The sequence below is a fragment of the Kocuria rhizosphaerae genome, assembly GCF_044462265.1.
GTDB lineage: Bacteria > Actinomycetota > Actinomycetes > Actinomycetales > Micrococcaceae > Kocuria > Kocuria rhizosphaerae.
In genome coordinates this window covers 56,199-79,848 of the sequence record NZ_JBISWL010000021.1, presented here as the reverse complement: position 1 = coordinate 79,848, position 23,650 = coordinate 56,199, and the positions used below count along the sequence as shown (strand labels likewise).

Below are 23,650 nucleotides of genomic sequence, written 5' to 3'. Positions count from 1 at the left end.
GGCCGCTCACCCTGGTTGTTCCTTCGGAATCCGCCGCACGTGCCGACGACGTGTCTCGACACCGGTCGCGGGTAGCGTGTCGACCATGACCAACGCACCGTTCAGCGCACGCCTCGGCTCCGTGGCCCGCGCGCCGTTCGCCGTCCTGAAGCAGTTCCGTCCGGACCGCCCCATCCACACGGTGGGCGTGGGGCTCGAAGGGGTTCTCACTCGCACGGGCACCGGAGCCAGCGGCATCAGCTGGATCGACGAGTCCGGCCAGGACACCGTGCGGGCCCGGTTCTCACGCTCTGCGGGCTTCCCGCACGGCTGGCCGGACATCCTGGGGCTGGCGCTGCGCTGCCCCGCCCCTGTGGCGGAAGGTACCGACGGATCTCCGTCGGAGCGCACGGACGGGGCCGCGGGGGAGCACACCGGCGCGCCGGTGGGGGACTGCGCCGACATCCTGCTGGCCACCTCCGGCAGCGGCCGGCTCACCCGTTTCGTCCCCACGTTTCACCGGCGCGTACCGGACGGAGCCTTCACGTCGTTCATGCCCTACCGCGGCACGAACGGTCCCGTGCTGGTGGCTGCACGCTCCCTGCCGAGGGCGGAACCTCTGCCGTCACGCCCCGACCTCTTCCTCGCATCCATCGCCGCCGAACCGTGGAGCCTCGATCTGCACTGGGCCACGCCGCTCGGCGGATGGCGCCGGTTCGGCACGGTGGTCATGCGCCCGGGCCGCCCCGTCGACCAGACCGAACGATTCGACCCGCTCCGGAACGTCCCGGTCGGGGCCACCAACTACGGATGGACGCACTGCCTGCGTGAGCCGTCCTACGAGCTCGCCCGCACCTCTCCGGAGCCCCGGCACCGGGCGTAGACTCGGCGCATGGGACTGAGACTGAGCCCGCCGGCCACCACCAGCACCGCCGCCCGGCGTCGCCACGCCGTCGTCGACTCGCCGATCGGCCCGCTGGCTCTCGTGGAGGAGGACGGTGCGCTGACGGCCCTGTCCGTCGAGGGCGCCCGGCAGGGCCCGGTCCCGGCGTCCTTCGGTGAGCGCGACGACGACGTCCTGCCGCACGTGCGCGAACAGCTCCACGAGTATTTCGCCGGGCGGCTCCAGGAGTTCGACGCGGACATCGTCCTGCACGGCACGGCGTTCCAGGTGCGGGTGTGGAACGCGCTGGCCGGGATCCCCTACGGGACGACCGGAACCTACGGGCAGATCGCGCGCTCGATCGGGGTGCCGCGGGCCGCGCAGGCGGTCGGCGCCGCCAACGGCCGCAACCCCGTGAGCCTGCTGGTCCCGTGCCACCGGATCATCGGCGCCGACGGCCGGCTCACCGGCTACGCCGGGGGCATGGAGCGCAAGGAGTTCCTGTTGCGCCTCGAGGGTGCGCTGCTCTGATTCCGCACGCCTGACGCTCCGGGAGGACCCATGCTCCACCTCGACGATCTCGCCGCCGCCAACCTCGAGAGGGCGCACGCGGCGGTCGGCGGAAACAGCGCTGAACTCGTGATCCGCGACGGCGTACTCCGGCAGACCGTCATCGCGCTGTGTGCCGGCCGGGAGCTGGCGGAGCACGTCTCCCCGCCCGCTGCGACGCTCCAGATGCTCCGCGGCCGGATCCGGGTGCTGAAGCGCGGTCAGCTCACCGAGGAGCTTGTCGCCGGGGAGCTGCTGTCCCTCACCGACTCCCGGCACTCGGTCGAGGCGCTGGAGGACTCGGTCTTCCTGCTGACCTCGGTCTCCCGGCCCTCGGACGGCAGCAACCCCCGCGTGGCCTGACTGTGGGGAATCCGGTGCTCCCAGGGCGCCCGGGAGCACGGGCTCGGGTCCGTAAGGCTCGGGTCCTTCCGGAGGTTCACCCGGTTCAGAAGGCGTAGCGGACGGTGCAGTACGGCAGCTCGCGGTGCAGCAGGTCGAGGAACTGCTCCAGCCAGCGCTGCTTGTCACAGAACCGGTAGCGCACGTTCAGCGCCCCGTTCTGGGAGCGCTTGGTCTCCTGCAGGTCCGGCCGCCACAGCACCTCCTCGGCCTGGGGGTGCCACCGCGTGTTGACCTCGTGCAGCTGGGCGTTGTGGGTGAGGAAGATGACCTCCGCGGCGAGCTGCTCCTTGGCCGCCGGACCCAGGCCGGCGTCGAGCTGCCGGAAGAGCTCCGCCCAGTCCTCGAGCCAGGTGTCCGTCACGATCACGGGTGAGAAGTTCACGTGGACCTCGTACCCGGCCGCCACGAAGTCGTCGATCGCCGCGATCCGTTCGGGGACCGGGGACGTCCTGATGTCCGTGAGCTTCGCCAGGTGCGCCGGCATCAGGGAGAACCGCATCCGCGTCCGTTCCCGCGGGTCCCAGTCCAGGAGCTCGCGGTTGACGTACTTGGTGGCGAAGGAGGCCTTGGCCGTGGGACGGTCGCGGAACAGGTCCACGAGATCGCGCACGTTGTCGCTGAGCAGTGCGTCGGCCGAGCAGTCGCTGTTCTCCCCGAGGTCGTAGACCCACGCGGAGGGGTCGCACTGGTTGGGTTCGGCCTTGATCCCCTGCCGGCGGATGTGCCGGTCCAGGTAGCCGGTGATCTGCTCGATGTTCGCGAACACCGTCACGGGATTGCTGTAGCCCTTCCGGCGCGGCACGTAGCAGTAGGCGCACGCCATGGCGCACCCGTTGGCCGTGGACGGCGCGATGAAGTCCGCTGACCGGCCGTTGGGCCTCGCCGCCAGCGACTTCTTGACCCCGAGCACCAGTGCCTCGCGCTTGATCCGCACCCACCGCCGGACGTTGGCCTCGTCCCCGTGAAGCTCCGGGATCTGCCAGTGGCTCGGGACCTCCACCAGGTGCGCGTCCGGCCATCTCCGCAGCACCTCCTGCCCGCGGGGCAGCTCGGCCGCCGCCGGCTCGTAGTAGATCCGGGTGATGTCGACCAGGGGCGGTTCGGGGGGCATGACGGGAATGGTAGGGGTCACCTCCGACAATCCCGGGCGGTGCCGGGCGGTGCCGGGCCGTGCCGGGCCGTGCCGGGCGGTGCGCGGCGATCTCGCGGAGGCCGTCTGTGCCACCTCGTGCGCCACTTCGGCCGGGACCGGCTCCGCGGATCAACAGTGGACGTGCCATCTCCGGGCCGCCAGGATGGCACCATGACCGCCCGTCAGCCGTTGCTCGCCGACCACGAGGGAGCGTCCGCATGAAATCCGTTTGGCTCGACACGTATCAGGCGCCGTCCGGCACGGCGGACGAGTTCGTCCCGGGCGCCCACTACGACACCGTCGTCGCCGGCGCGGGGCTCACCGGGCTGACGACGGCGGTCCTGCTCGCCCGCGCGGGTCAGCGCGTGGCCGTCCTGGAGGCGCGCACCGTGGGCGCCGTGACCACCGGCAACACGACGGCGAAGCTGAGCCTGCTGCAGGGCACCACGCTCTCCCAGATCCGGCGGCACCAGCCGGAGGGAGTGCTGCGCGCCTACGTCGAGGGCAACCGGGAGGGCATCGCCTGGCTGGTGCGCTACCTGGAGGAGCGGGGAGTCCCGTTCCAGCGGCGCATGGCCTACACCTACGCCACCACGGCGCAGGGCACCTCAGCCCTGCGCAAGGAGCTGGAGGCGACACGGGCGGCCGGTCTGCACGTGAACTGGACCCGCGACACGGGCCTGCCCTTCAAGGTCTCGGGAGCCATCTCGCTGCCGGAACAGGTGCAGTTCCACCCGATGGAGGTGCTCGGCGCCCTGGCCGCCGAGCTCAAGGAGCGCGGCGGCACCCTGGTGGAGGGCGTGCGGCTCACGGGCGCCGGGGTCCGTTCGCCGATCACGGTGCAGACCTCCGAGGGCACGGTCCGGGCGGACCGCCTGGTGCTCGCCACCGGCATCCCGGTGCTGGACCGGGGCGGATACTTCGCGAAGCTGTCCCCGAACCGTTCCTACGCCCTGACCTACCGGGTTCCCGGGGCCCCCTCGTCCCTCCCGCAGGGGATGTACCTCAGCGCCGACAGCCCCGCGCGCACCATGCGCACCGTGCCGGTCGGCGAGGAGGAGCTGCTGCTCGTGGGCGGCAACGACCACGTCGTCGGGCGCACGCCCTCGACGCAGGCGGCCGTGGACGACCTCGAGGCCTGGACGCGGCGGTGGTTCCCGGAGGCCGAGCGCACCCACGCGTGGGCGGCCCAGGACTACCGGTCGGTCAACCTCGTCCCCTTCATCGGCACCCTGCCCCGCGGCGGTGGCCACATCTATCTCGCGACCGGCTACAACAAGTGGGGGATGAGCAACGCCGTCGCCGCGTCCCTCGCGCTGAGCGCGGAGATCCTCGGCGGCACCGTGCCGTGGGCCGAGAAGCTGGGGCGCAAGGCCACCACGCCGGCGGATCTCCTGGCGGCCCTGCGGGTCAACGCCGGCGTGGGCTTCAACGCCCCGAAGGACTGGCTCCGGACCGAGCTGAACGAGCTGCCGGCCGAGGCGCCCGCGGAGGGGCAGGGCGTCGTCGGGCGTGAGTGGGGGCGGCCCGTCGCGGTGTCGACCGTGGACGGGACCACGTGCAGGGTCTCCGGGGTGTGCACCCACCTCGGGGGCGTCCTGCGCTGGAACGACGTCGAGCGCTCCTGGGACTGCCCGCTGCACGGATCCCGGTTCGACGCGGACGGTACGCGGCTCGAGGGGCCCGCGGTGCGTGATCTCGCCCGGCGCGGCGGCTGATCCGTCCCGGACGCGGCCGAGGCCCCCACCCGTGCGGGTGGGGGCCCCGCCCACGTCCCCGAGCGATCGGGGAGCTCGTGGCCTACTTCTTGGAGGAGGCGGTCTCCTCGAGCTTCAGGGCGACGCCGATGGCGAAGAACGTCGGCGCCCACTCGCCCACGAACAGGCCCCAGCGGTCCGCCTGCGCCTTGTCCTTGGTCTTGCCCAGGTCGATGGCCCAGGAGGCGAACGAGAGACCGATGGACGCGAAGCCGGCCGCGTAGGCGTGCTCGCTGCGGATGCCGAGATCTTGGAGCGTGCTGATCATGGAGCTACCTCTTTCCTGTGGTGGACACCGTGGACGGTGGGCGGATCGAGCCGCGTGAGCCCAGTCTCACACGATCCCGCCCAGAAGAAAAGCAGACTGACGATACAGGTGCGGACCGGGACGGGGCGGTGCTGAGACGTCCGGTGGGGAACCGCCTGTAGGCACATGTGGGGTCCGGATATCCCCTCGGGGCCGATGCAAAATCCTGTTCCCTCATGCAAACTGATGAATATCCGGGACGGTGGTCGCACCACTGTTCCCGGGTGGACGTCGGACCGGTCGGGGGGCCGGTGACGTCGAAGGCGCCGGGCGAGGGAGCACCGGTGCCGGGTCGAAGAACTCTGGGGGGAATCATGTTGCTGTCCGTCTTCGGCGCTCTCTTGAGCGCTGTGGTCCTCGCCTACGTTCTGCCGAACGCGGCCGGCACGCGCCACACGCGGTTCGTCGTCGGCGCCCGACGGCTTCGCAGGGCGGTCATCGTCGTGTACTCCATGCTGCTGGTGCTCAATCTGTGGTGCGCGTGGGCCATGCCCCTGGCCATCGTGTGCGACGCGGTGGCCGTGACGACGCTCGTCGCCACCGGCAGCTTCGCGTTCGTGGTGGCCGAGCGGCGGATCCCCGCCGCCACCGTGGTCCAGCGCCGCCGGGTGCTGGCCGTGGGCGCGCACCCCGACGACCTGGAGCTGGCCTGCGGCGCCACCCTGGCCAAGCTGGTGGACGCCGGTCACGAGGTCCGCGGGCTCGTCATGAGCTGCGGCGAGGTCGGCGGCAGCCAGAACCTGCGACCGGAGGAGGCCCGCAGCGGCGCCTCCTTCCTCGGCCTGGGGGCCCTGCGCGTCCACGACTTCCCGGACACCCGGCTGGAGACGGCCGGCCAGGACATGGTGCGGGCCATCGAGGACGCGATCCGGGAGTTCGAGCCGGACCTGATCTTCACCCACTCCGCCCACGACCAGCACCAGGACCACTACGCGGTGCACCAGGCGACCCTGCGAGCGGCGCGGGCCCACCACTCCATCCTGTGCTTCGAGTCCCCGTCCGTGACCCGTGACTTCGACCCGTCCGTGTTCGTGGACATCGACGGCTACGTGGACGTCAAGGTCGCCGCCGTGCTCTCCCACCGGGACCAGTCGGGCAAGCCCTACATGACGCCGGGGAGGGTCCGCGGCATGGCCGCGTTCCGCGGCGCCCAGGCGAAGAACACCAACGCCGAGGCCTTCGAGCCGGTCCGCCTGCTGGGCTCGGCCGTCGGCGACCTGTAGGCCACCGGCCGCGGACCGGTCCCGTCCCCGGGCAGGGCGGGGCCGGGGTCAGACCGGCCCGTCACTGCCGGCCGGGTACTCGAGCAGCGGGACGCGCCCGTCCTCGAAGGCCTCCAGCACCTCCTGCACGATCCGCCACCCCTGCTCGGCCGCGTCCCCGCGGACGCCGAACGTGTGGTCTCCCGCGAGAATGCCCCGCAGCACGCTCCCGTAGGCGCTCAGCCCGGGTTCGGCCATCCCCGAGGACAGGGTCACGCGGGTCGTGCCCCGGGAGTCGAAGGGGCCGCCCATGTTGGCCTCCAGCATCAGGTGCTCCTCCTGGAGCCCCATCCGCAGCACGTTCGGGGCCACCTTGCCGCCGTGCGGGAACTGGGCGTACTCGTGCGGCGGGGGTCGGAAGGTGATGATGATCTCCTGGCGCGGGTCGCCCACGGCCTTGCCCGAGCGCAGCGTCACCGGCACGCCGTTCCAGCGCCAGGTGTCGACCTCCAGGACGACCTGCGCGAAGGTCTCGGTGCCGCGCCCCGGGTCCACGCCCTCCTCGGCGGCGTAGTCGGGCAGCTCCCCTCCCCCCACTGTGCCGGCGGTGTACCGGCCGCGGGCGGCGGCCCGGACGGGGTCTCCGAGCCACAGCTTGGTCGCGCGCAGCACGTGGCTCGTGAGCGTGGGGATCTCCACCTGGTCGAACGAGGAGGGCGGTTCCATCATGACGAGGGCCATGACCTGGAGCAGGTGGGACTGGACCATGTCCCGCAGTGCGCCCGTGGTGTCGTAGAAGTCGGCGCGGCCCTCCAGGCCCAGCGTCTCGTCGAAGACGATCTCGACGGAGGCCACGTGGTCCCGGTTCATCAGCGGCTCCAGCAGGCGGTTCGCGAAGCGCAGCCCCACGAAGTTCAGGACGGCGGGCAGGCCCAGGAAATGGTCCACCCGGAACGTCCGTTCCTCGGGCACGATCCGGCCCACGAGCCGGTTCAGCTCCCGTGCGGTCGCCGCGTCCGAGCCGATCGGCTTCTCGAGGGCCAGCACCAGGTCCTCCGGAAGGTCCAGCTCCGCCAGGGCCGCGCAGGAGCGCGCCGTGACCGCGGGCGGCAGGGCGAAGTACAGGCACACGGGGCCCTCGAGGTCCCCGAGCAGGCGCCGGAGGTCCGCGGCGTCCGTGGCGTCGGCCGGGACGTAGCGTGCCGTCTCCCGCGCGTGCGCCACCGCGGGCCCCGTGGCGGCGACGTCGTCGAAGGCCTCCGCCACGACCCGTGGCCACCGCTCGGCGGGCTCGCGCGAGGAGCCGACGACGTCGATGCGCAGGTCCGGCGAGGAGCTCAGCAGCGTGCCCAGCCCCGGCAGGAGCAGGCGGGACGTGAGGTCGCCGGTGGCGCCCAGGATGACGAGGGTCCGGATGCTGTCCATACCGGCACGCTATCCCGGTGCGGGGCCCCGACACGGTGCCCCGGCACGGTGTCCCGCTGCCCTGTCGCGCTGTCCCGGGGTGGTGCGTCCGCGGTCGCTCGGGGCTGCTGGTTGAATGGGCGCATGAGCGCCGACGCCGACCGGGTCCCGTCGACCCCCCTCGAGGACTACGCCCTGCTCTCCGACCTGCACACGGGACCGCTCGTCTCCCGGGACGGGAGCATCGACTGGCTCTGCTTCCCCCGGTTCGACTCGCCGTCGGTCTTCGCCGCCCTGCTCGGGACCCCCGAGGACGGGCGCTGGCAGGTGTCCGTCGTCGACGGCGAGGTCGCCTCCCGGCGCTACCTGCCGCGCACGTTCGTGCTCGAGACCACGTGGCGGAGCCCCACGGGCACCGCCGTGGTGACCGACTTCCTGCCGCCCGGGGAGGCCGACGACCACCCGGACCACGCCGACCTGGTGCGACGGGTCGAGTGCATCTCCGGATCGGTCGAGGTGGAGCACGACCTGCGGATCCGCTTCGACTACGCGCGCGCCCTGCCGTGGAGCCGGCGCGTCGAGGTCGGCGACGACGGGGAGGAGGCACTGCTCTCCATCGCCGGCCCGGACGCCCTGCTGCTGACGGGTCCCCTGCTGCACCCCCGGGAGTCCCCGCAGGTGGACCCGTTGAAGGAGGCGGCACCCGGGGAGCCGGGTCACCCCGACGACGACGAGGGCGCCGTCTCGGGCCGGCTGGGCGGGTGCTTTCCGCTGTCCGCCGGGGAGAGCCACGACTGGGTGCTGACCTGGCACGAGTCCCACCACCCGCTCCCGGTGCCCGTGGACCCCGGCAGGGCCCTCGACCGCTCCGTGTCCTTCTGGACGGACTGGTGCTCCCACGTGGGCACGCACAAGCGGCACGAGCAGGCCGTGCTGCGCTCGCTGCTCGTGCTCCGGGCGCTCACCCACCGCGGCACCGGGGGGCTCGTCGCGGCGCCCACCACCTCCCTGCCCGAGGAGTTCGGGGGAGAGCGCAACTGGGACTACCGCTACACGTGGCTGCGGGACGCCGCCCTGACCATCGAGGTGATGGTGGCCCACAACTTCACGGAGGGCGCGCTGCACTGGCGCAACTGGCTGCTGCGGGCGGTGGCCGGGGATCCGGACCAGATCCAGATCATGTACGGGCTGGCCGGGGAGCGGCAGCTGCCCGAGATGCAGCTGGACCACCTCGCCGGGTACGAGGACTCGACGCCCGTGCGCATCGGCAACGGGGCCGTGGGCCAGTACCAGGCCGACGTCGTCGGGGAGGTCATGCTCGCCCTCGCCGCGCTGCGGGACGCCGGGGTCCCCGAGGACGAGTACTCGTGGGGGCTGCAGAAGAACCTGCTGCGCTTCTGCGAGCGCAACTACGGCCGCGCCGGCCACGGCATCTGGGAGATGCGCGGGGCCTCCACGTGCTTCGTGCACGGGCGGGCCATGATGTGGGCGGCCTTCGACCAGGGCGTCCGGGCGGTCGAGGAGCACGGGTTCTCCGGACCGGTGGAGCGGTGGCGGGACCTGCGGGGCCGGCTGCGCACGGAGATCCTCGAGCACGGGTTCGACGCGGAGCTCAACTCGTTCACCCAGACCTACGAGAACTCCGAGGTGGACGCCTCCCTCCTGCAGCTGCCGCACACGGGCTTCGTGGCCTACGACGACCCCCGGATGCTCGGCACCGTCGCCCGGATCGAGGCCGACCTGCGGGGTCCGCACGGCTTCGTGCACCGCTACCGCACGGCCTCGGGAATGGACGGCCTGGCGGGCGGGGAGTACCCGTTCCTGATCTGCACGTTCTGGCTCGTGGAGCAGTACGCGCGCAGCGGCCGGGTGGACGACGCCGGGGAGCTGCTGGAGCGGCTCGTGGACTGCGCCAACGACCTGGGGCTCTACGCCGAGGAGTACGACCCGGTGAGCGGGCGGCTGGCCGGGAACTTCCCGCAGGCGTTCAGCCATCTCGGCTTCATCCGCGCCGTCGACGCCGTCGTGCGGGCGCGCGCCGGTGAGCAGGTGGAGGCCCGGACGGGGCGCTGACGGACCGGCCCGTCCGTCAGGGGCGCCGCGCGGAGCTCGGCTCCCGCCGGGAGCGGAGGAACGCCGTGGCGGCCACCACGAGGCCCGCCGCCACGGCCGCGCCCCAGGCCACCGTGGCGGAGCGTGGCTCGTCCGCGGCCCGGCCCACCGTGATCCAGGCCAGGCCCCACGCCGACCCGGCGGCCACCGCCCAGCGTGCGCCGATCCGCTGCTGGATCGCGGCGACGACCGCGGCGAGTCCCAGCAGCACCAGGACGCCGATCCACTCCGCGCCCCGCCCCGTCTGGGACACCCCGGAGGCCACGATGGCGGCCGCCACGTTGGCCGCCGTGGCGACCGAGACCCACCCCAGGTACAGGCCGAAGGTGCCGTCCACGACGAGCCGCTCCAGCGGGCCGCCCCGCGCCGGCAGGTCCGCCAGCCGGTGCACCAGCACGCCCAGCACGAGGGCCAGGACCACGATGACGCCCACGCTCACCGCGATCCAGCCCCGCTGGGTGACCAGCAGCCAGCCGGCGTTGAGCAGCAGGGACGCCGCCGCGAGCGCGCCGGTGGCCCGGGCACGTGGGTCCGCGGCGCGGGACGGCAGCCACTGCCAGACGGTGTAGCCGAGGAGCCCGAGGTAGATCACGGACCAGATCGAGAAGGCCGGGCTCGCCGGGGCGATCAGGGTGGCGTCGGCCGCGAGGGCTCCTCCGGAGGACTCCGCCACGCGGGTGCCCAGCACGCCGAGGCCCACCAGGGTGCCCAGCGCGCACGCGACCGCGCTGACGGTGACGACCGCCTGCCGTGCCCGGTCGGACGGTGCGGCGGTGTGCGCGACGGTGACCGGCGCCGTCACGGGCTCCGCTCCGGGACCGGTGCCCGCTCCTCCCGCAGCTGCGCGAGCCGCAGCCGGAGGTACTTGTTGAGCAGGTACAGGGTCCACAGGACGAAGAGCGACGCTGCGATGAGGACCGTCCAGGAGAGGATGCTCACGAGGAGGAACATCATCCCCTCGGCGCTGACCACGGCGAGCACGGCGGCCTCCCGACCTCGAGAAATGGTGGGACCAGAATACGCCTGCCGGCGCCGGCGCGCGCGGTGACCGGCGGCCCCGGCCCTACAGTGGTGCCATGGACCCCGCCGCCCGCCCCGTCGTGGGCCTGCTCGGCGCCACCGGCATCACCGGGCGCACCGCGCTGGCCCATCTCGTGGCCCGGGCCCCCTTGGAAGGGGCCGGCGTCGTCGTGGGTGCGCGGGACCCCGGCCGGGTGCGCGATCTCTGCGCCGAGCGGGGTCTGCCCGTGCCGGAGGTCCTGCCGGTGGACGTCACCGACGAGCGGTCCCTCGACGCGTTCGTGCGCCGGGTCGACGTGGTCGTGAACCTCGCCGGGCCCTACACGCGTCTGGCGCCGCCCGTGCTCGCCGCGTGCGTCGCCCGGGGCGCCCACTACGTCGACCTGACCGGGGAGGCGCCGCTGGTCCTCCGCACCGACCGGGACCTGCACGCACCGGCCCGGGCCGCGGGGGTCGCGATCGTGCACACGGCCGGTTTCGAGGCCCTGCCCGCCGACGTCCTCGTGGACGCCGCCCGCCGTGCCGCCGCGGCGCGGGGCGAGACCCTGCGGGGCGCCGACCTCGTGACGACGGTGCGCACCCCGCCCGGCACCGGCTTCCGCGACGCGGTCTCGGGCGGGACCGTGCAGAGCCTGCTCGAGGTCCTGCGCGACCCGGACCGGTGGCGCACGGGCGACGTCGCGGCGCGCCTGCCGGACCCGGCCCCGGGCAGCGGCACCGCCGCGGACCCCGACGCCGTGCGCCGGACGAGTCCGCTGCGCCTGCCCCCCCGCGTGGCCGGAGGACAGGTGCTCGCGCCCATGAGCCCGCTGGCGGCGATCAACCCGCCCGTGGTCCACCGCACCCAGGCCCTCAGCCCGGTGCCCGGCGCCCCCGCCCGTCCCGTCGCCTTCCGCGAGGCCATGGCCGTGGGACGGTGGGCCGGCCTCGGCGGCCCCGCTCGCCTGGCGGCGGCCACGGGTGCCTCGGGGTTCCAGGCGCTCGCCGGCCTGGTCACCCGGTTGCCGCGCCCGGTGCGCTCGGGGCTGGCCGACGCGCTGTCCCGGATCCTGCCCGCGGCGGGCACGGGTCCGCAGGGGGACGTGCTCACCGGCTGGTCCTGGACGACCCGCGGCACCTTCACGACGCACGAGGGGAGCACGTTCGGCGCCGTGCTCGAGGCCCGGGGCAACCCGGGCTACGGCACCACCGCGTGGCTCGTGGTCGAGCTCGCCCTGCGCATGGCCGTGCGCGGCGTCCCGGACGCCGCCCTCGGCTCCTCGACACCGGCCCTCGCCCTCGACGGCGACCTCGCCGCGCTGGTGCCGGCCCGGGTCCGGATCACCGTGGACGGGCGTCCGGCCGACCGCTGAGCACAGAACGGAGCCCGGCCCCCTCGGGGACCGGGCTCCGTCGCGGTGCCTACGGCTTGAGGACCACCTTGATGCAGCCGTCCTCCTTCTTCTGGAACTTCTCGTACATCTCCGGCGCCTGGTCCAGGGACGCCGTGTGCGTCCTGAGGTCCAGGACGCCGAGGGGGTCCGAGGGGTCCTCGACGAGCGGGAGCAGGTCGTCGATCCAGCGCTTGACGTTGCACTGGCCCATGCGCAGCTGGATCTGCTTGTCGAACATGGTCAGCAGCGGCAACGGGCTCTTCGTGCCGCCGTAGACCCCGCTGAGCGAGATCGTGCCGCCGCGGCGGACGGCGTCGATCGCGGTGTGCACGGCGTTGAGCCGGTCGACGCCCGCGGTCTCCATGGCCTTGCGTGCCACGGCGTCCGGCAGCAGGCCGAGCGCCTGGTGGGCCACCCCCGCGACCGGGGAGCCGTGGGCCTCCATGCCGACGGCGTCGACGACGGCGTCCGGCCCGCGGCCGTCGGTGACCTGCCGCAGCCGCTCGGCCACGTCGTCGTCCAGGTCCAGGGTCTCTATCCCGTGCCGCTCCGCCATGGCCCGGCGTTCCGGGACCGGGTCCACCGCGAGCACGCGGTGACCCAGGTGGCGGCCGATCCGGGCCGACATCTGGCCGATGGGACCCAGGCCCAGGACCGCGAGGGAGCCTCCCTCGGGCGGGTCGGCGTACTTGACGGCCTGCCACGCGGTGGGCACGACGTCGGAGAGGTACAGGTACCGCTCGTCCTCACCGGTCTCCGGCACCTTGACGGGGCCGTAGTCGGCGTGCGGGACCCGCAGGTACTCGGCCTGACCGCCGGGCACGGAGCCGTACATGCGGGAGTAGCCGTAGATGGCGCAGCCGCTGCCGTACTCGCGGACCTGCGTGGTCTCGCACTGCGACTGGAGGCCCTGCCGGCACATCCAGCAGCGGCCGCACGAGATGTTGAACGGGACCACCACCCGGTCCCCGGCCTTGAGGTTCGTGACGGCGGAGCCGACCTCCTCGACGACGCCCATCGGCTCGTGGCCCACGACGTCGCCCTTGTCCATGAACGGCCCCAGCACCTCGTACAGGTGCAGGTCCGAGCCGCAGATCCCGGTCGAGGTGATCCTGACGATCGCGTCCGTGGGCTCCTGGATCCGCGGGTCCGGCACCTCCTCGACGCTCACCGAGCGCTTGCCCTGCCATGTCAGAGCCTTCATCGGTCCTCCTTCTCAGGGCCGCCGACCGTGCGGAACGACAGCTTGCTGATCTGTTCGGTCCGGATCAGCCTACTCGGCGTCCTCCGGGCCCGCATAGGTGGTACCGGCCCCTCCTGCGGTGCTGCCCGGGCCCGCACCTGCCGCGCGGTCCTCGCGCAGGAAGTAGGCCCCCACCGATCCGGCCAGTGTGGCGAACACGCCCACCGAGTAGATCGCCAGCACGACCTCCAGCACGCGGGGGAAGACACCCTGCGCTCCGAGCTTCTCTCCCGTGATCGTGGACATCGCCGCCTGCGAGAGCGCCGGGCCGTACCCCGGGTAGTGGCCCAGGAGGTAGAGCAGCTGGCTCGAGACGAGCACGACGACGGCGGTCACCGCCGCGAGCCAGCCGATCCGGCTGGACAGCAGCCGCCCCGCGGAGCGCGATCCCCGCACCCCGGCCGAGAGCACGCTGCCGGCCCGTGCGAGCCGGGCGACCCGGAGCAGCCGCGCGGCCCGCAGGACGCGGAGGAAGCGCAGGAACGGCAGCAGCAGGAACAGCACCTGCCACCAGTTGCGCCGCCAGAACCGCCTCGAGAAGCGCGCGATCCAGGCCCGGAGCAGGAACTCGGCGACGAACACGGCCCAGAAGAGCCAGCCCACCACGTTGAGAGCCGCCACGAGCCCGGGTTCCTCGGCGAGCAGCTGGCCCAGCACCACGAACAGGAACAGCACGCCGAGCACGCCCATGGGGCGGTCGAGGCGGCGCGCGAGGCCCTCCGCCAGACCCAGCTGCTCCTCCTGCCGGGCCGCGGCCTCGACGGGATCCTGTCGCCGGGTCCCGTTCTGCGTGCCAGAGGTCCCCTCGGGGTCCCGGCCCTCGTCCTGCTCCGTGGTCATCACCTGCCGCCTGTCCCGGGCGCCGTCCGTCCCGCCCGTTGTCGCCGAGGTCCACGGTAGGCGACACGGCCCGTCGGACCGCCGGACTTGCCGAGGCCACCGCGGCCGGGCCAGAGTATGCGCGACGGCACCATGCAGCCGTCCCTGACCGGACCGGGCCGGGAATGCGGCAACCGGGTGCCGTCCCAGCACCCCGCCGGTCGCAGGCGGATCAGCAGGCCCCGGCGGAAGGACCGACATGGTGGCGGAGCTCGACGACCTGCAGCGGCGGATCGTCGCGGCACTGCAGATCGACGGTCGTGCGCCGTGGCGGAGGATCGCCGCGGCCCTCGGGGAGCCGGAACGCAGTGTGGCCCGCCGGGGTGCCGAGATGCTCGAGAGCGGGGCCGTCGGCGTCGTCGCGCTGCGCCCTCGGTCCGCGCACGTCGTCGTGAAGACGACATGCGTGCCCGGGACCGCGATGGTGGCCGTGGAGGCGTTCGCCCGTCGCCCGGACACGAGCTTCGCCTACGCGGTGACGGGCTCCGCCGACTGCGTGGCCGAACTGCTGGTGGACCAGGAGCGGGTGGGCGACGTCCTGTCCCTGGAGATCCCCTCGATCGCGGGGGTGTCCGGCACCATGAGCTACCCGGTGCTCAAGTACTTCCGGACCATCCGTTCGTGGCGGGCCGCGGCCCTCACCGCGAGCCAGGTGTCGGCCCTGCAGCCGCCGTTCGCGGCCGAGACCTGGCCGCCGACCGCGGTGCCCTCGCTCACCGCGCAGGACGAGCAGATGCTCGACGTGCTGCGCGAGGACGGGCGGGCGAGCTACGAACGGATCGCCCGCCGGGCCGGGGTCTCGGAGAGCACGGCACGACGACGGGTGGACTGGCTGCTGGACCGGCAGGTCGTGCAGATCCGGACGGTCGTCGAACCGGCCGTGCTGGGTCTTCCCGTGGAGGCGCTGCTGTGGATCCGGGCGGCCCCCGGCCGTCTCGAGGACATCGGGGCCGGCCTGGCCCGGGAGTCCTGCGTGCGCTACGCCGCGGCGGTCGCCGGCGACTGTCAGATCCTCGCCGACGTGACCGTCGGCGGGCTCGGCGACCTGTACCGTTTCGTCACCGGGTCACGCTGGTCCCAGGTGGTCGAGGGCGTGGAGATCTCCGTGCTGTTCACGGCGCGCAAGCGGGGCGGCAGGATCATGCCGTCCGGCTGACGACGCCACCTTCTGCAGCAGGTCGGGCCGTCGCGCGGCCCAGCCGGTGCACTCCTCGAAGGCCTTGCCGTACCTCAGCAGCTGCACGTCCTGATAGTGGTCCACCGCCAGCTGGAACCCCACGGGCAGTCCCTCGGGCGTGAAGCCGGCCGGGACGCTGAGCACCGGCAGGGACGTGGCGGACAGCACGCACGCCGAGCGCATCCAGTCCAGATAGGTCTCCGAGGGCTGCCCTGCGACCTCGGCCGGGTAGCGCAGGCCGGCGTCGAACGGGACGACTTGGGCGGCCGGGCTGAGGAAGAGGTCGAAGCGGTGGAAGAAGGAGCGGACGTGCTGCTGCAGCCGGGTGGCGGCGGCGGTGGTGTCGATCCAGTCCTGGGCCGTCAGCGCCCACCCCTGCTCCACGTTCCACACGACCTCGGGCTTGATGAGGTCCCGGTGCCGGCGCACCAGGTCCCCCAGCCCTGCCGCGAAGGTCATGGCGCGGTGGGCGCGGAAGACGGCGTCGGCCTCCGCCAGGTCGATGGACGCCTCCTCGACGGTGGCCCCCATGTCCTCGAAGACCGACAGCTGCGCCTCGAGGACGTCGAGCACGGCACGCTCCACGGGAATTCCGATGCCGAAGTCCGGTGACCACCCGATGCGCACGCCCTCCATGGTGGTGTCGAGGGGGGCGGTGAAGGCGTTCCCGTCCAGCGGGGCACGGGGGGTCACCTCGGGGGCGGGGCCCGCGACGGCCGACATGAACAGGGCGATGTCGTCGACCGTGCGGGCCATGGGCCCGGTCCTCCCCAGCCACTGCCAGGCGTCCACCGGGGAGGGCATGGGAATGACGCCGTAGGAGGGACGGAACCCGACGACGTTGCAGAAGGAGGCCGGGATCCGGAGGGAGCCGCCCATGTCGCTGCCCTCTCCGAGCGGCTGGATCCGGGCGGCGACGGCGGCGGCGACCCCGCCGCTCGAGCCGCCGGCGCTGCGGTCCGGGGCGTAGGGGTTCCTCGTGGTCCCGAACACCTCGTTGAAGGTGTGGGAGCCGGCGCCGAACTCCGGCACGTTCGTCTTCCCGGTGGAGATCACACCGGCCCGGCGGAGCCGTCCGATGATCAGGTCGTCCTCCTCCGGAACGGCGTCCTGGAGAACCGGCGAGCCCTGGGTCGTGCGCATGCCCCGGGTGCGGTGGGTGTCCTTGTGCGTCATGGGCAGCCCGTGCAGCGGACCCACGGCCGCGCCCGCGGCCGTGAGCCGGTCGGCGTCGTCCGCGGCCTCGCGCGCTCCGTCCGCGTCCAGGGTGACGACCGCGTTGAGGGTCGGGTCGACGGCGTCGATGCGCTGGAGGTGGGCCTCGACCAGTTCGCGGGAGGAGAGCTCCCTGCTGCGCAGGAGGGCAACCATCTCGGTGGCGCTGAGTTCGAGCAGATCGTCCATTGTTCGGCTCCTGTTCGGCTCCGGAAAGGGGCGGGAAGGGGTGTGCTCAGAAGTCTTCCGCGCGGGGACCGCCCGGAGAAGAGTGATGCAGATCTCCACCCTGAATGACGGAAACAGCCACGCTCCTGGCCGTTTCCGTCTTTCGTTGCCGCCCCGGAGCGGTTTGACGAAGGTTGTCGCTAACCCCGGGCGCCGGGTGTCAGCCAGATCACATCGTCAATGCTCCGTCGGAAAGGTGCGTCCTCATGGATACTCCGCCCACTGCCGTCCACGTCGCCGGCTCCTCGACCGACATCCTCGCGGTGGCGAACTCCCCGTTCCTGTGGCTCTGCGCCCTCGGGGTGTTCGCGGTCATCGCCGTGCAGTCGCTCGTCTACGTGAGGGCCGCCCGCCGGGCCGCTCCGTCCATCGGCATGAGCGCACGAGAGCTGAACCGGTCCTTCCGGGCGGGGGCGGTGGCGTCCATCGGCCCCTCCCTGGCGGTCGTGCTCGTCGCCATCGCCCTGCTCGCCCTCTTCGGGACCCCCGCGGTGCTGATGCGGATCGGGCTCATCGGTTCGGCCGCCGCGGAGACGGCCTCGGCCGGCATCGCGTCCTCCACGATGGGCGCCACCCTCGGTGGCGCCGACTACACCCAGCAGGTCTTCGCCGTCGCCTTCGTCGCCATGAGCATCAGCGGTGGCATGTGGATGCTCGCCACCCTGCTGTTCACGCCCGTCCTCAAACGCGGTGGACACAGGCTCTCGCAGGTGAATCCGGCGTTCATGCTCGTCATCCCGGCGGCCGCGCTGCTGGGCGCCTTCAGCGCGATCGCCGTCACGGAGCTCCCGAAGTCGGGCGTGCACGCCATGACGGTGCTCACCTCCGCCGCGGTGATGGGGGGACTGCTCCTCCTCGCTCGCCGGCTCCACGCGCCATGGCTGAAGGAGTGGGCCCTGGGGATCGCGATCTTCGTGGGCCTGACCGTTGCCTTCGTCAACCACACCGTCTGAAACGCAGCGACCTGAAGCGCAGAGAAAGGACCCACACCATGAGCACAGCGACCATCACCGCGGTCACCGGCATGGAAGTCTTCGACCGGACCACCTCCACCTGGGGGCGGATCACCATGCTCCTGGGCCTGGCGCTCTCGCTCGCCGGCCCTCTGTACCTGGTGTTCATCGCGGACCTGGGGGTGACTCCCGCCCACGTCCTGACGGCCTACGCAGCCGTTGCCGCAACGTTCCTGGTCTTCGCCGTCGTCGAACCCCTGACCTACTTCCCGGTCCTGGGCCAGGCGGCGATGTACCAGGCCTTCATGATCGGCAACATCTCCAACAAGCTGCTGCCGGCGGCCGTCGTGGCCCAGGACTCGATCGGGGTGCGCCCCGGCACGAAGAAGGCCGACCTGGCCTCGGTCATGGCGATCTGCGGCGCCGCCCTGGTCCACCTCACCTCGTTGCTGGTGTTCGTGGGACTGCTCGGCACCTGGTTGCTGGGCAACGTGCCGCCCCAGGTCATGGAGGTCGCGCGCCTGTACATCCTTCCCGCCATCGCGGGGGCCGTGCTGGTGCAGGCCGTCGCGACCGTGCGGCAGCCGCGCACCGCCGTCATCGCCATGGGCGTCGCCCTGTTCCTGGTGCTCGTCGTCGTGCCCGTGGTGCCCTCCCTGGGCATGTACGGCACGGCGGTGGCCGTGGCCCTGACGATCGCCCTGTCGTGGACACTGCGCGACCGCCGGGGCCGGTCCCTCCAGGAGACGTCCGCCGAGACCGCCCCCGTCGACCAGGAGGTCCGATGAGCACGCCGCTGAACACCACCGCCCACCGCGCGCCCAGCGGCCCGCCGACCGGGCCCCTGTCCGGGCTGACGGTGGTCGACCTGAGCCGTGCCCTGGCGGGCCCGCACGCGACGATGATGCTGGCCGACCTGGGGGCTCGGGTCGTCAAGGTCGAGTCGGCCGTCGGTGACGACACCCGCGGCTGGGGTCCGCCCTTCGTGGGTCCGGAGGACGATCAGCACTCCACCTACTTCCTGTCCTGCAACCGCAACAAGCAGTCGGTGGTCCTCGATCTGAAGTCCGAGCAGGGCGCCGAGGTGCTCACCGGCCTGGTGCGCGAGGCCGACGTCCTGGTGGAGAACTTCCGTCCCGGGGTCCTGGACCGGCTGGGGTTCCCGGTGCCTCGGCTGCACGAGCTGAACCCGGCCCTGGTGGTGCTGTCGATCTCGGGGTTCGGCCACGACGGGCCGGAGGCCCACCGCAGCGGCTACGACCAGATCCTCCAGGGCGAGGCCGGGCTGATGTCCCTGACCGGGCCCGATGCCGAGCACCCGCAGCGGGTCGGGGTGCCCATCGCCGATCTTCTGGCGGGAATGTATGGGGCCTACGGGGTGCTGGCGGCGCTGCGTGAGCGTGAGGCCACCGGCCGGGGACAGGTGGTGCGCACGTCCTTGCTGGCCTCGGTCATCGGGGTGCACGCCTTCCAGGGCACCCGGTGCACGGTGGCCGGAGAGGTCCCGGTGGCCCAGGGCAACCAGCATCCCTCCATCGCCCCGTACGGGTTGTTCGCCTGCCGGGGCGGGCACGTGCAGATCAGCGTCGGCAGCCAGAAACTGTGGTCGGCCTTCAGCGCGGCCTTCGGGCTGGACGCGCTGCCCGGGTTCGACACCAACCAGGAGAGGGTCCGGCGCCGACCGGAGCTGACCGCCGCGATCGAGGACGCGTTCGCCGACTGGACCCCGGACGAGCTGCTGGAGCGGTTGGAGCGGATCGGGATTCCGGCGGGGCGGGTCCGCTCGCTGGACGAGGTCTACGCCTGGGACCAAGTCCGCGCCCAGGGCCTGCTGGTCGAGGTGGACCACCCGGTCCTGGGGCCGGTGCGCCTTCCGGGCCCGCCGCTGCGGTTCTTCAACGCCGCCGACGGGGCCGAGAGGACGGGACGGGACCATGCGCCCCCGCCCACCCTGGACCAGCACGGGCCGGACATCCGGAGCCGGGCGACCTCGGGGCGTCCCGTGGCGGCCGGCCGATGAGCGCCACGACCGTGCCCGATCGCGCACGCACCCGACGGCTCGGGGCCCGGGAGCTCATCGGGGAGCTGGTCGAGACGGGGACCTACGACTCCTGGGACCTCCCCGTGGACCTGGACGGGACCGACGCCGGATATCGGGCGGAGCTGGCGGACGCCGCGGCGAGCAGCGGGACGGACGAGGCCGTCGTCACCGGCGCCGGGACCATCGGCGGCCACCGTGTGGCACTGATCGTCTCCGAGTTCCGGTTCCTGGCCGGGTCGATCGGCCGGGCGGCCGCCGCCCGCGTGGTCCGGGCCCTGGAGCGGGCCACCGCCGACGGCCTGCCCGTGCTGGTCTGCCCGGCCTCCGGGGGGACCCGCATGCAGGAGGGCACGCCGGCCTTCCTGGCCATGGTGCGCATCACCGCGGCCGTGCGGGCCCACAAGGACGCCGGCCTGCCCTACCTGGTGTATCTGCGCCACCCCACCACCGGCGGGGTCATGGCCTCCTGGGGGAGCCTGGGGCACATCACGGCGGCCGAGCCCGAGGCGCTGCTGGGGTTCCTGGGCCCCAGGGTCTACGAGGCCCTGCACGCGGAGCCGTTCCCGGCGGGCGTCCAGCGCGCGGAGCACCTGCAGGCCCGGGGGATCCTGGACACGGTCCTGCCGGTCGAGGAGCTGGGGCCCTTCGTCGGGGGGATCCTGGACGTGGTCCGGGCCCGCGGGACGTCCGCGGGAACAACCGTCGCCGGGGCCGGCCCCCGGCAGGCCGTCCGGTCTCCGCGGGCGTCCGTGTGGGAGTCGGTCACCATGACGCGTGCGCCGGGCCGTCCGGGGATCCGGGAGCTGCTGGCCGCCGGTTCCGGCGCCCAGGTGCGGCTCTCCGGAACCACGGCCGGGGAAGCGGACCTGCGCGTCCTCCTGGCGCTCGCCACCGTCGGCGGTCGCGGGTGTGTGGTCGTCGGTCACGACCGGCGGGCCGAGCACGGCGGACCCGGTCCCGGGCCGGAGGCTCTCCGCACGGCCCGGCGCGGCATGCGCTTGGCCGAGGAGCTGGGCCTGCCCCTGGTCACCGTGGTGGACACCGCCGGCGCCGAGCTCTCCCCGGCGGCGGAGGAGAACGCCCTGGCCGGGGAGATCGCCCGCTGCCTCGCCGACCTCGTGGGCCTCGGTGTCCCGGTCGTCTCCGTTCTGCTCGGCCGAGGCACCGGCGGAGCGGCCCTGGCCCTTCTGCCCGCCGACCGCACCGTGGCCGCCGAGCACGCCTGGCTGGCCCCCCTGCCCCCGGAAGGGGCCAGTGCGATCGTGCACCGGGACCTGGAGCATGCCCCGGACATGGCCCGGGCCCAGCGCGTCGGCGTCACCGATCTGCTCGCGGCAGGGGTCGTGGACGACGTCGTGCCCGAAGGCCTCGTGCCCCTGGGGACCGACGCCCCCACCGACGAGACGTTCTGCCGGGCGATCATGGCCGCGGTCGGCACAGGGCTGGAGGAGGCGGCCGCGGTGCCGGAACCCGAACGCCTCCGGCGGCGCGTCGCCCGCTACGAGTCCTCCGCGGCGTGTCCCGGGTCGGGCACGTGAGGCCGCAGGGGTCCGGCGTGTCGGTCACGATCTTGACGTTCCGCGCACGTCGATTGCCGCACAGAGAACGAACCGCTCCTGCCGGGGGACAACCCGTGTTACCCAGATCACCATGGAGAAGAACCCCGAGGAGGTCGGTCCCCGGCCCCTTCCACCACACCTGGAGGTCCTCATGAGCGAGACCACGCACCCTGCCCGCCCGTCCGCGCTGGGCGTGAGCCATCCTCTGGACCTGTTGACGCCCGCGGAGATCGCCGCGGCCCGCAGGATCCTCGACGACGCCGGGCTGCTGGGCCCGCGCACACGGTTCCCACGGGTCCTGCCGGTCGAGCCCGCCAAGGGGACGGTGCTCGGGCACACGGACGGCGACGACGACTTCGACCGGTCCCTCGACATCACGCTGCTGGACACCGACACCGGGCGCACCCGCCGCGCCGTCGTCTCCGTGACGGCCGGGCGGGTGGTCTCGGTCGAGACGCTTCCCACCGGCGAGCATCCCTACGGGCAGGCCCAGTACCTGTTCGAGGAGTACGACCGGGCCGCGGAGATCGTCAAGGCCGACCCCCGCTGGCAGGCGGCCATGGCCCGCCGGGGCATCGAGGACACCACGCACACCTTCGTCTCCCCGCTGGCCCCCGGCTACTTCCCCCGTGCGGACGAGACGGGCAAGCGGATGATCCGGTCGCTGACCTTCCACCGCCGCTTCGAGGGCGACAACCCGTGGGGCCACCCCGTGGAGGGGCTCATCGCCCACGTCGACCTGACGGCCGGGGAGGTCGTCCGCCTCGAGGACGAGGGTGACGTGCCCGTGCCGATGGCCGACGCCAACTACACCCCGGAGCACATCGGCCCCGCGCGCACGACGCTGAAGCCGCTGGACATCGTCCAGCCCGAGGGCCCGTCCTTCCAGGTCGAGGGCACCCACGTCACCTGGGAGAACTGGAAGCTGCGGATCGGCTTCAACGCCCAGGAGGGCCTGGTCCTCAACCAGGTCACCTTCCGCGACGACTCCGGCGACGAGCCGGAGGACCGGTCGGTGCTCTACCGCGGCTCCGTGCCGGAGATGGTCGTGCCCTACGGGGACACCACCAACACCCGCTTCTGGATCAGCTACTTCGACGCCGGGGAGTACCTCCTGGGCAAGAACGCCAACTCCCTGAAGCTCGGCTGCGACTGCCTCGGCGTCATCCGGTACTTCGACGCGTTCGTGGCCGACGACCAGGGCCACCCCATGGAGATCCCGCACGCCGTGTGCATGCACGAGGAGGACTACGGGATCCTCTGGAAGCACACCGAGCCCAGGGAGACCCCGCAGGTGCGCCGCTCCCGCCGGCTCGTGATCTCCTACTTCGCGACCATCGGCAACTACGAGTACGGCTTCTTCTGGTACTTCTACCTCGACGGCTCCATCCAGGTGGAGGCCAAGGCCACCGGCATCGTCTTCGCCGGGGCGTGCGAGCCCGGGAAGCCGAACCGGCACTCCAGCGAGATCGCCCCCGGGATCCAGGCGCCCGTCCACCAGCACATCTTCTGCGCCCGGCTCGACGTCGCCGTCGACGGGACGGAGAACTCCGTGCAGGAGGAGAACCTCGTGGCCCTGCCCATGGGCGAGGACAACCCCTGGGGCAACGCGTTCACCTGGTCGCGCACCGACGTGACCCGCGAGTCCGAGGGCGTCCGGGACGCGAACACCGAGACCGGGCGCAAGTGGTTCGTCACCAATCCGAACCGCCGCAACGCCGTGGGCGAGCCCACGGCCTACCACCTGATCCCCATGCCGGGCCCGCGGCTGCTGGCCGCGGAGGGCTCCTCGGCCCGCAAGCGCGCCGAGTTCGCCACGCACCACCTGTGGGTCACGCGCTTCGACGCGGACGAGCGGTTCCCGGCGGGGGACTTCCCGAACCAGCACGCCGGCGGTGGCATCGGGGAGTGGGTGCAGCAGGACCGCGAGCTGACCGGCACGGACGTGGTGCTGTGGCACACCTTCGGGCCCACCCACATCCCGCGCACCGAGGACTGGCCCGTGATGCCCGTGGACTACTACGGGTTCTGGTTCAAGCCCTACGGCTTCCTGGACCGCAACCCCGCCCTGGACCTGCCCGACTGGTCCACCACCTGCGGCCGCTGCTGCGGCACCGAGGTCGGCCACGCCGATCCCGCCCCGGCGGTCGAGCACGCGCACGCCGTGACCGGCGCCGGCGACCACCCCACCTCCGCGCGCCCCGCCTCCGACTGCCACTGCGAGGGCTGAAC

The 23,650-nt window shown here is 72.9% G+C and carries 21 protein-coding genes; 13 read left to right on the top strand and 8 right to left on the bottom strand.

Annotation, left to right across the window (positions count from 1 at the left end; genetic code table 11):
- Window positions 1-85 precede the first annotated feature (85 nt).
- From ACH9EU_RS02885 to ACH9EU_RS02875, 3 genes are read left to right on the top strand one after another with little or no spacing between them, the layout of a single operon-like run.
- A complete protein-coding gene (locus tag ACH9EU_RS02885; RefSeq protein WP_396412427.1) occupies window positions 86-862 on the top strand; it encodes a hypothetical protein in 777 nt (258 codons plus the stop codon).
- A gap of 9 nt (window positions 863-871) precedes the next feature.
- Entirely contained in the window at window positions 872-1,393 is a 522-nt protein-coding gene (locus tag ACH9EU_RS02880; protein WP_396412426.1) for a methylated-DNA--[protein]-cysteine S-methyltransferase, read from the top strand.
- 30 nt (window positions 1,394-1,423) lie between these two features.
- A complete protein-coding gene (locus ACH9EU_RS02875) occupies window positions 1,424-1,774 on the top strand; it encodes a cupin (RefSeq protein ID WP_396412425.1) in 351 nt (116 codons plus the stop codon).
- Window positions 1,775-1,859: 85 nt separating this feature from the next.
- Here ACH9EU_RS02875 and ACH9EU_RS02870 read toward each other — a convergent pair whose 3' ends face one another.
- Window positions 1,860-2,927: a spore photoproduct lyase family protein gene (locus ACH9EU_RS02870; protein WP_396412424.1), complete on the bottom strand. Its 1,068-nt coding sequence runs from the start codon at window positions 2,925-2,927 to the stop codon at window positions 1,860-1,862.
- 239 nt (window positions 2,928-3,166) lie between these two features.
- On the opposite strand from ACH9EU_RS02870, the gene ACH9EU_RS02865 reads away from it, so the two are divergent.
- Window positions 3,167-4,666 (top strand): FAD-dependent oxidoreductase, encoded by a 1,500-nt coding sequence (locus ACH9EU_RS02865; RefSeq protein ID WP_396412423.1) that lies wholly within the window; start codon window positions 3,167-3,169, stop codon window positions 4,664-4,666.
- A gap of 82 nt (window positions 4,667-4,748) precedes the next feature.
- On the opposite strand, the gene ACH9EU_RS02860 is transcribed toward ACH9EU_RS02865, so the two are convergent.
- The gene (locus tag ACH9EU_RS02860; protein WP_396412422.1) at window positions 4,749-4,973 is read right to left on the bottom strand and encodes a hypothetical protein; all 225 of its coding nucleotides are present in this window, start codon (window positions 4,971-4,973) and stop codon (window positions 4,749-4,751) included.
- A gap of 353 nt (window positions 4,974-5,326) precedes the next feature.
- Between ACH9EU_RS02860 and ACH9EU_RS02855 the strand changes: the two genes are divergently transcribed.
- Window positions 5,327-6,235 (top strand): PIG-L family deacetylase, encoded by a 909-nt coding sequence (locus ACH9EU_RS02855; protein ID WP_396412421.1) that lies wholly within the window; start codon window positions 5,327-5,329, stop codon window positions 6,233-6,235.
- A gap of 48 nt (window positions 6,236-6,283) precedes the next feature.
- Here ACH9EU_RS02855 and ACH9EU_RS02850 read toward each other — a convergent pair whose 3' ends face one another.
- Entirely contained in the window at window positions 6,284-7,639 is a 1,356-nt protein-coding gene (locus tag ACH9EU_RS02850; RefSeq protein WP_396412420.1) for a glucose-6-phosphate dehydrogenase, read from the bottom strand.
- A gap of 123 nt (window positions 7,640-7,762) precedes the next feature.
- On the opposite strand from ACH9EU_RS02850, the gene ACH9EU_RS02845 reads away from it, so the two are divergent.
- Window positions 7,763-9,691 (top strand): glycoside hydrolase family 15 protein, encoded by a 1,929-nt coding sequence (locus ACH9EU_RS02845; RefSeq protein WP_396412419.1) that lies wholly within the window; start codon window positions 7,763-7,765, stop codon window positions 9,689-9,691.
- Window positions 9,692-9,707: 16 nt separating this feature from the next.
- Here ACH9EU_RS02845 and ACH9EU_RS02840 read toward each other — a convergent pair whose 3' ends face one another.
- The gene (locus ACH9EU_RS02840) at window positions 9,708-10,532 is read right to left on the bottom strand and encodes a tryptophan-rich sensory protein (RefSeq protein WP_396412418.1); all 825 of its coding nucleotides are present in this window, start codon (window positions 10,530-10,532) and stop codon (window positions 9,708-9,710) included.
- Entirely contained in the window at window positions 10,529-10,711 is a 183-nt protein-coding gene (locus ACH9EU_RS02835; RefSeq protein WP_396412417.1) for a hypothetical protein, read from the bottom strand. The genes ACH9EU_RS02840 and ACH9EU_RS02835 overlap by 4 nt, the downstream gene beginning before the upstream one ends.
- Window positions 10,712-10,806: 95 nt before the next feature.
- On the opposite strand from ACH9EU_RS02835, the gene ACH9EU_RS02830 reads away from it, so the two are divergent.
- Window positions 10,807-12,102 carry a saccharopine dehydrogenase NADP-binding domain-containing protein gene (locus ACH9EU_RS02830; RefSeq protein ID WP_396412416.1) on the top strand — a complete coding sequence of 432 codons (1,296 nt, stop codon included), beginning with the start codon at window positions 10,807-10,809 and terminating at the stop codon, window positions 12,100-12,102.
- A 49-nt stretch (window positions 12,103-12,151) separates the two neighbouring features.
- Here ACH9EU_RS02830 and ACH9EU_RS02825 read toward each other — a convergent pair whose 3' ends face one another.
- Together ACH9EU_RS02825 and ACH9EU_RS02820 are read right to left on the bottom strand one after the other, a co-directional pair.
- Window positions 12,152-13,327: an alcohol dehydrogenase catalytic domain-containing protein gene (locus ACH9EU_RS02825; RefSeq protein WP_396412415.1), complete on the bottom strand. Its 1,176-nt coding sequence runs from the start codon at window positions 13,325-13,327 to the stop codon at window positions 12,152-12,154.
- 69 nt (window positions 13,328-13,396) lie between these two features.
- Window positions 13,397-14,206 carry a hypothetical protein gene (locus ACH9EU_RS02820; RefSeq protein WP_396412414.1) on the bottom strand — a complete coding sequence of 270 codons (810 nt, stop codon included), beginning with the start codon at window positions 14,204-14,206 and terminating at the stop codon, window positions 13,397-13,399.
- Between the two features lie 238 nt (window positions 14,207-14,444).
- On the opposite strand from ACH9EU_RS02820, the gene ACH9EU_RS02815 reads away from it, so the two are divergent.
- Complete coding sequence (locus tag ACH9EU_RS02815; protein ID WP_396412413.1) at window positions 14,445-15,401, top strand: AsnC family transcriptional regulator; 957 nt, start codon at window positions 14,445-14,447, stop codon at window positions 15,399-15,401.
- Here ACH9EU_RS02815 and ACH9EU_RS02810 read toward each other — a convergent pair.
- Window positions 15,312-16,826, bottom strand: coding sequence for an amidase (locus ACH9EU_RS02810; protein ID WP_396412412.1), 1,515 nt, complete (start codon window positions 16,824-16,826; stop codon window positions 15,312-15,314). The genes ACH9EU_RS02815 and ACH9EU_RS02810 overlap by 90 nt on opposite strands.
- A gap of 245 nt (window positions 16,827-17,071) precedes the next feature.
- On the opposite strand from ACH9EU_RS02810, the gene ACH9EU_RS02805 reads away from it, so the two are divergent.
- The 5 genes from ACH9EU_RS02805 to ACH9EU_RS02785 all read left to right on the top strand — a co-directional run bounded on the left by ACH9EU_RS02805 (window position 17,072) and on the right by ACH9EU_RS02785 (window position 23,648).
- Complete coding sequence (locus tag ACH9EU_RS02805) at window positions 17,072-17,818, top strand: DUF5058 family protein (protein WP_396412411.1); 747 nt, start codon at window positions 17,072-17,074, stop codon at window positions 17,816-17,818.
- 38 nt (window positions 17,819-17,856) lie between these two features.
- On the top strand, window positions 17,857-18,606 hold the full coding sequence (locus ACH9EU_RS02800; RefSeq protein WP_396412410.1) for a hypothetical protein: 750 nt from the start codon (window positions 17,857-17,859) through the stop codon (window positions 18,604-18,606).
- Window positions 18,603-19,838 carry a CoA transferase gene (locus tag ACH9EU_RS02795; protein ID WP_396412409.1) on the top strand — a complete coding sequence of 412 codons (1,236 nt, stop codon included), beginning with the start codon at window positions 18,603-18,605 and terminating at the stop codon, window positions 19,836-19,838. The genes ACH9EU_RS02800 and ACH9EU_RS02795 overlap by 4 nt, the downstream gene beginning before the upstream one ends.
- Window positions 19,835-21,397 carry a carboxyl transferase domain-containing protein gene (locus tag ACH9EU_RS02790; protein ID WP_396412408.1) on the top strand — a complete coding sequence of 521 codons (1,563 nt, stop codon included), beginning with the start codon at window positions 19,835-19,837 and terminating at the stop codon, window positions 21,395-21,397. Before ACH9EU_RS02795 ends, ACH9EU_RS02790 begins: the two co-directional genes overlap by 4 nt.
- Window positions 21,398-21,509: 112 nt before the next feature.
- A complete protein-coding gene (locus tag ACH9EU_RS02785) occupies window positions 21,510-23,648 on the top strand; it encodes a primary-amine oxidase (protein ID WP_396412407.1) in 2,139 nt (712 codons plus the stop codon).
- Window positions 23,649-23,650: the final 2 nt, after the last annotated feature.

Bases quoted from the DNA above. Each gene is read 5' to 3' on its own strand.
- ACH9EU_RS02850 (WP_396412420.1), bottom strand. From the start codon at position 7,639: ATGGACAGCATCCGGACCCTCGTCATCCTGGGCGCCACCGGCGACCTC.
- ACH9EU_RS02885 (WP_396412427.1), top strand. From the start codon at position 86: ATGACCAACGCACCGTTCAGCGCACGCCTCGGCTCCGTGGCCCGCGCG.
- ACH9EU_RS02865 (WP_396412423.1), top strand. From the start codon at position 3,167: ATGAAATCCGTTTGGCTCGACACGTATCAGGCGCCGTCCGGCACGGCG.
- ACH9EU_RS02875 (WP_396412425.1), top strand. From the start codon at position 1,424: ATGCTCCACCTCGACGATCTCGCCGCCGCCAACCTCGAGAGGGCGCAC.
- ACH9EU_RS02815 (WP_396412413.1), top strand. From the start codon at position 14,445: ATGGTGGCGGAGCTCGACGACCTGCAGCGGCGGATCGTCGCGGCACTG.
- ACH9EU_RS02785 (WP_396412407.1), top strand. From the start codon at position 21,510: ATGGAGAAGAACCCCGAGGAGGTCGGTCCCCGGCCCCTTCCACCACAC.
- ACH9EU_RS02810 (WP_396412412.1), bottom strand. From the start codon at position 16,826: ATGGACGATCTGCTCGAACTCAGCGCCACCGAGATGGTTGCCCTCCTG.
- ACH9EU_RS02795 (WP_396412409.1), top strand. From the start codon at position 18,603: ATGAGCACGCCGCTGAACACCACCGCCCACCGCGCGCCCAGCGGCCCG.
- ACH9EU_RS02820 (WP_396412414.1), bottom strand. From the start codon at position 14,206: ATGACCACGGAGCAGGACGAGGGCCGGGACCCCGAGGGGACCTCTGGC.
- ACH9EU_RS02860 (WP_396412422.1), bottom strand. From the start codon at position 4,973: ATGATCAGCACGCTCCAAGATCTCGGCATCCGCAGCGAGCACGCCTAC.
- ACH9EU_RS02880 (WP_396412426.1), top strand. From the start codon at position 872: ATGGGACTGAGACTGAGCCCGCCGGCCACCACCAGCACCGCCGCCCGG.
- ACH9EU_RS02790 (WP_396412408.1), top strand. From the start codon at position 19,835: ATGAGCGCCACGACCGTGCCCGATCGCGCACGCACCCGACGGCTCGGG.
- ACH9EU_RS02825 (WP_396412415.1), bottom strand. From the start codon at position 13,327: ATGAAGGCTCTGACATGGCAGGGCAAGCGCTCGGTGAGCGTCGAGGAG.
- ACH9EU_RS02845 (WP_396412419.1), top strand. From the start codon at position 7,763: ATGAGCGCCGACGCCGACCGGGTCCCGTCGACCCCCCTCGAGGACTAC.
- ACH9EU_RS02870 (WP_396412424.1), bottom strand. From the start codon at position 2,927: ATGCCCCCCGAACCGCCCCTGGTCGACATCACCCGGATCTACTACGAG.
- ACH9EU_RS02805 (WP_396412411.1), top strand. From the start codon at position 17,072: ATGGATACTCCGCCCACTGCCGTCCACGTCGCCGGCTCCTCGACCGAC.
- ACH9EU_RS02800 (WP_396412410.1), top strand. From the start codon at position 17,857: ATGAGCACAGCGACCATCACCGCGGTCACCGGCATGGAAGTCTTCGAC.
- ACH9EU_RS02855 (WP_396412421.1), top strand. From the start codon at position 5,327: ATGTTGCTGTCCGTCTTCGGCGCTCTCTTGAGCGCTGTGGTCCTCGCC.
- ACH9EU_RS02830 (WP_396412416.1), top strand. From the start codon at position 10,807: ATGGACCCCGCCGCCCGCCCCGTCGTGGGCCTGCTCGGCGCCACCGGC.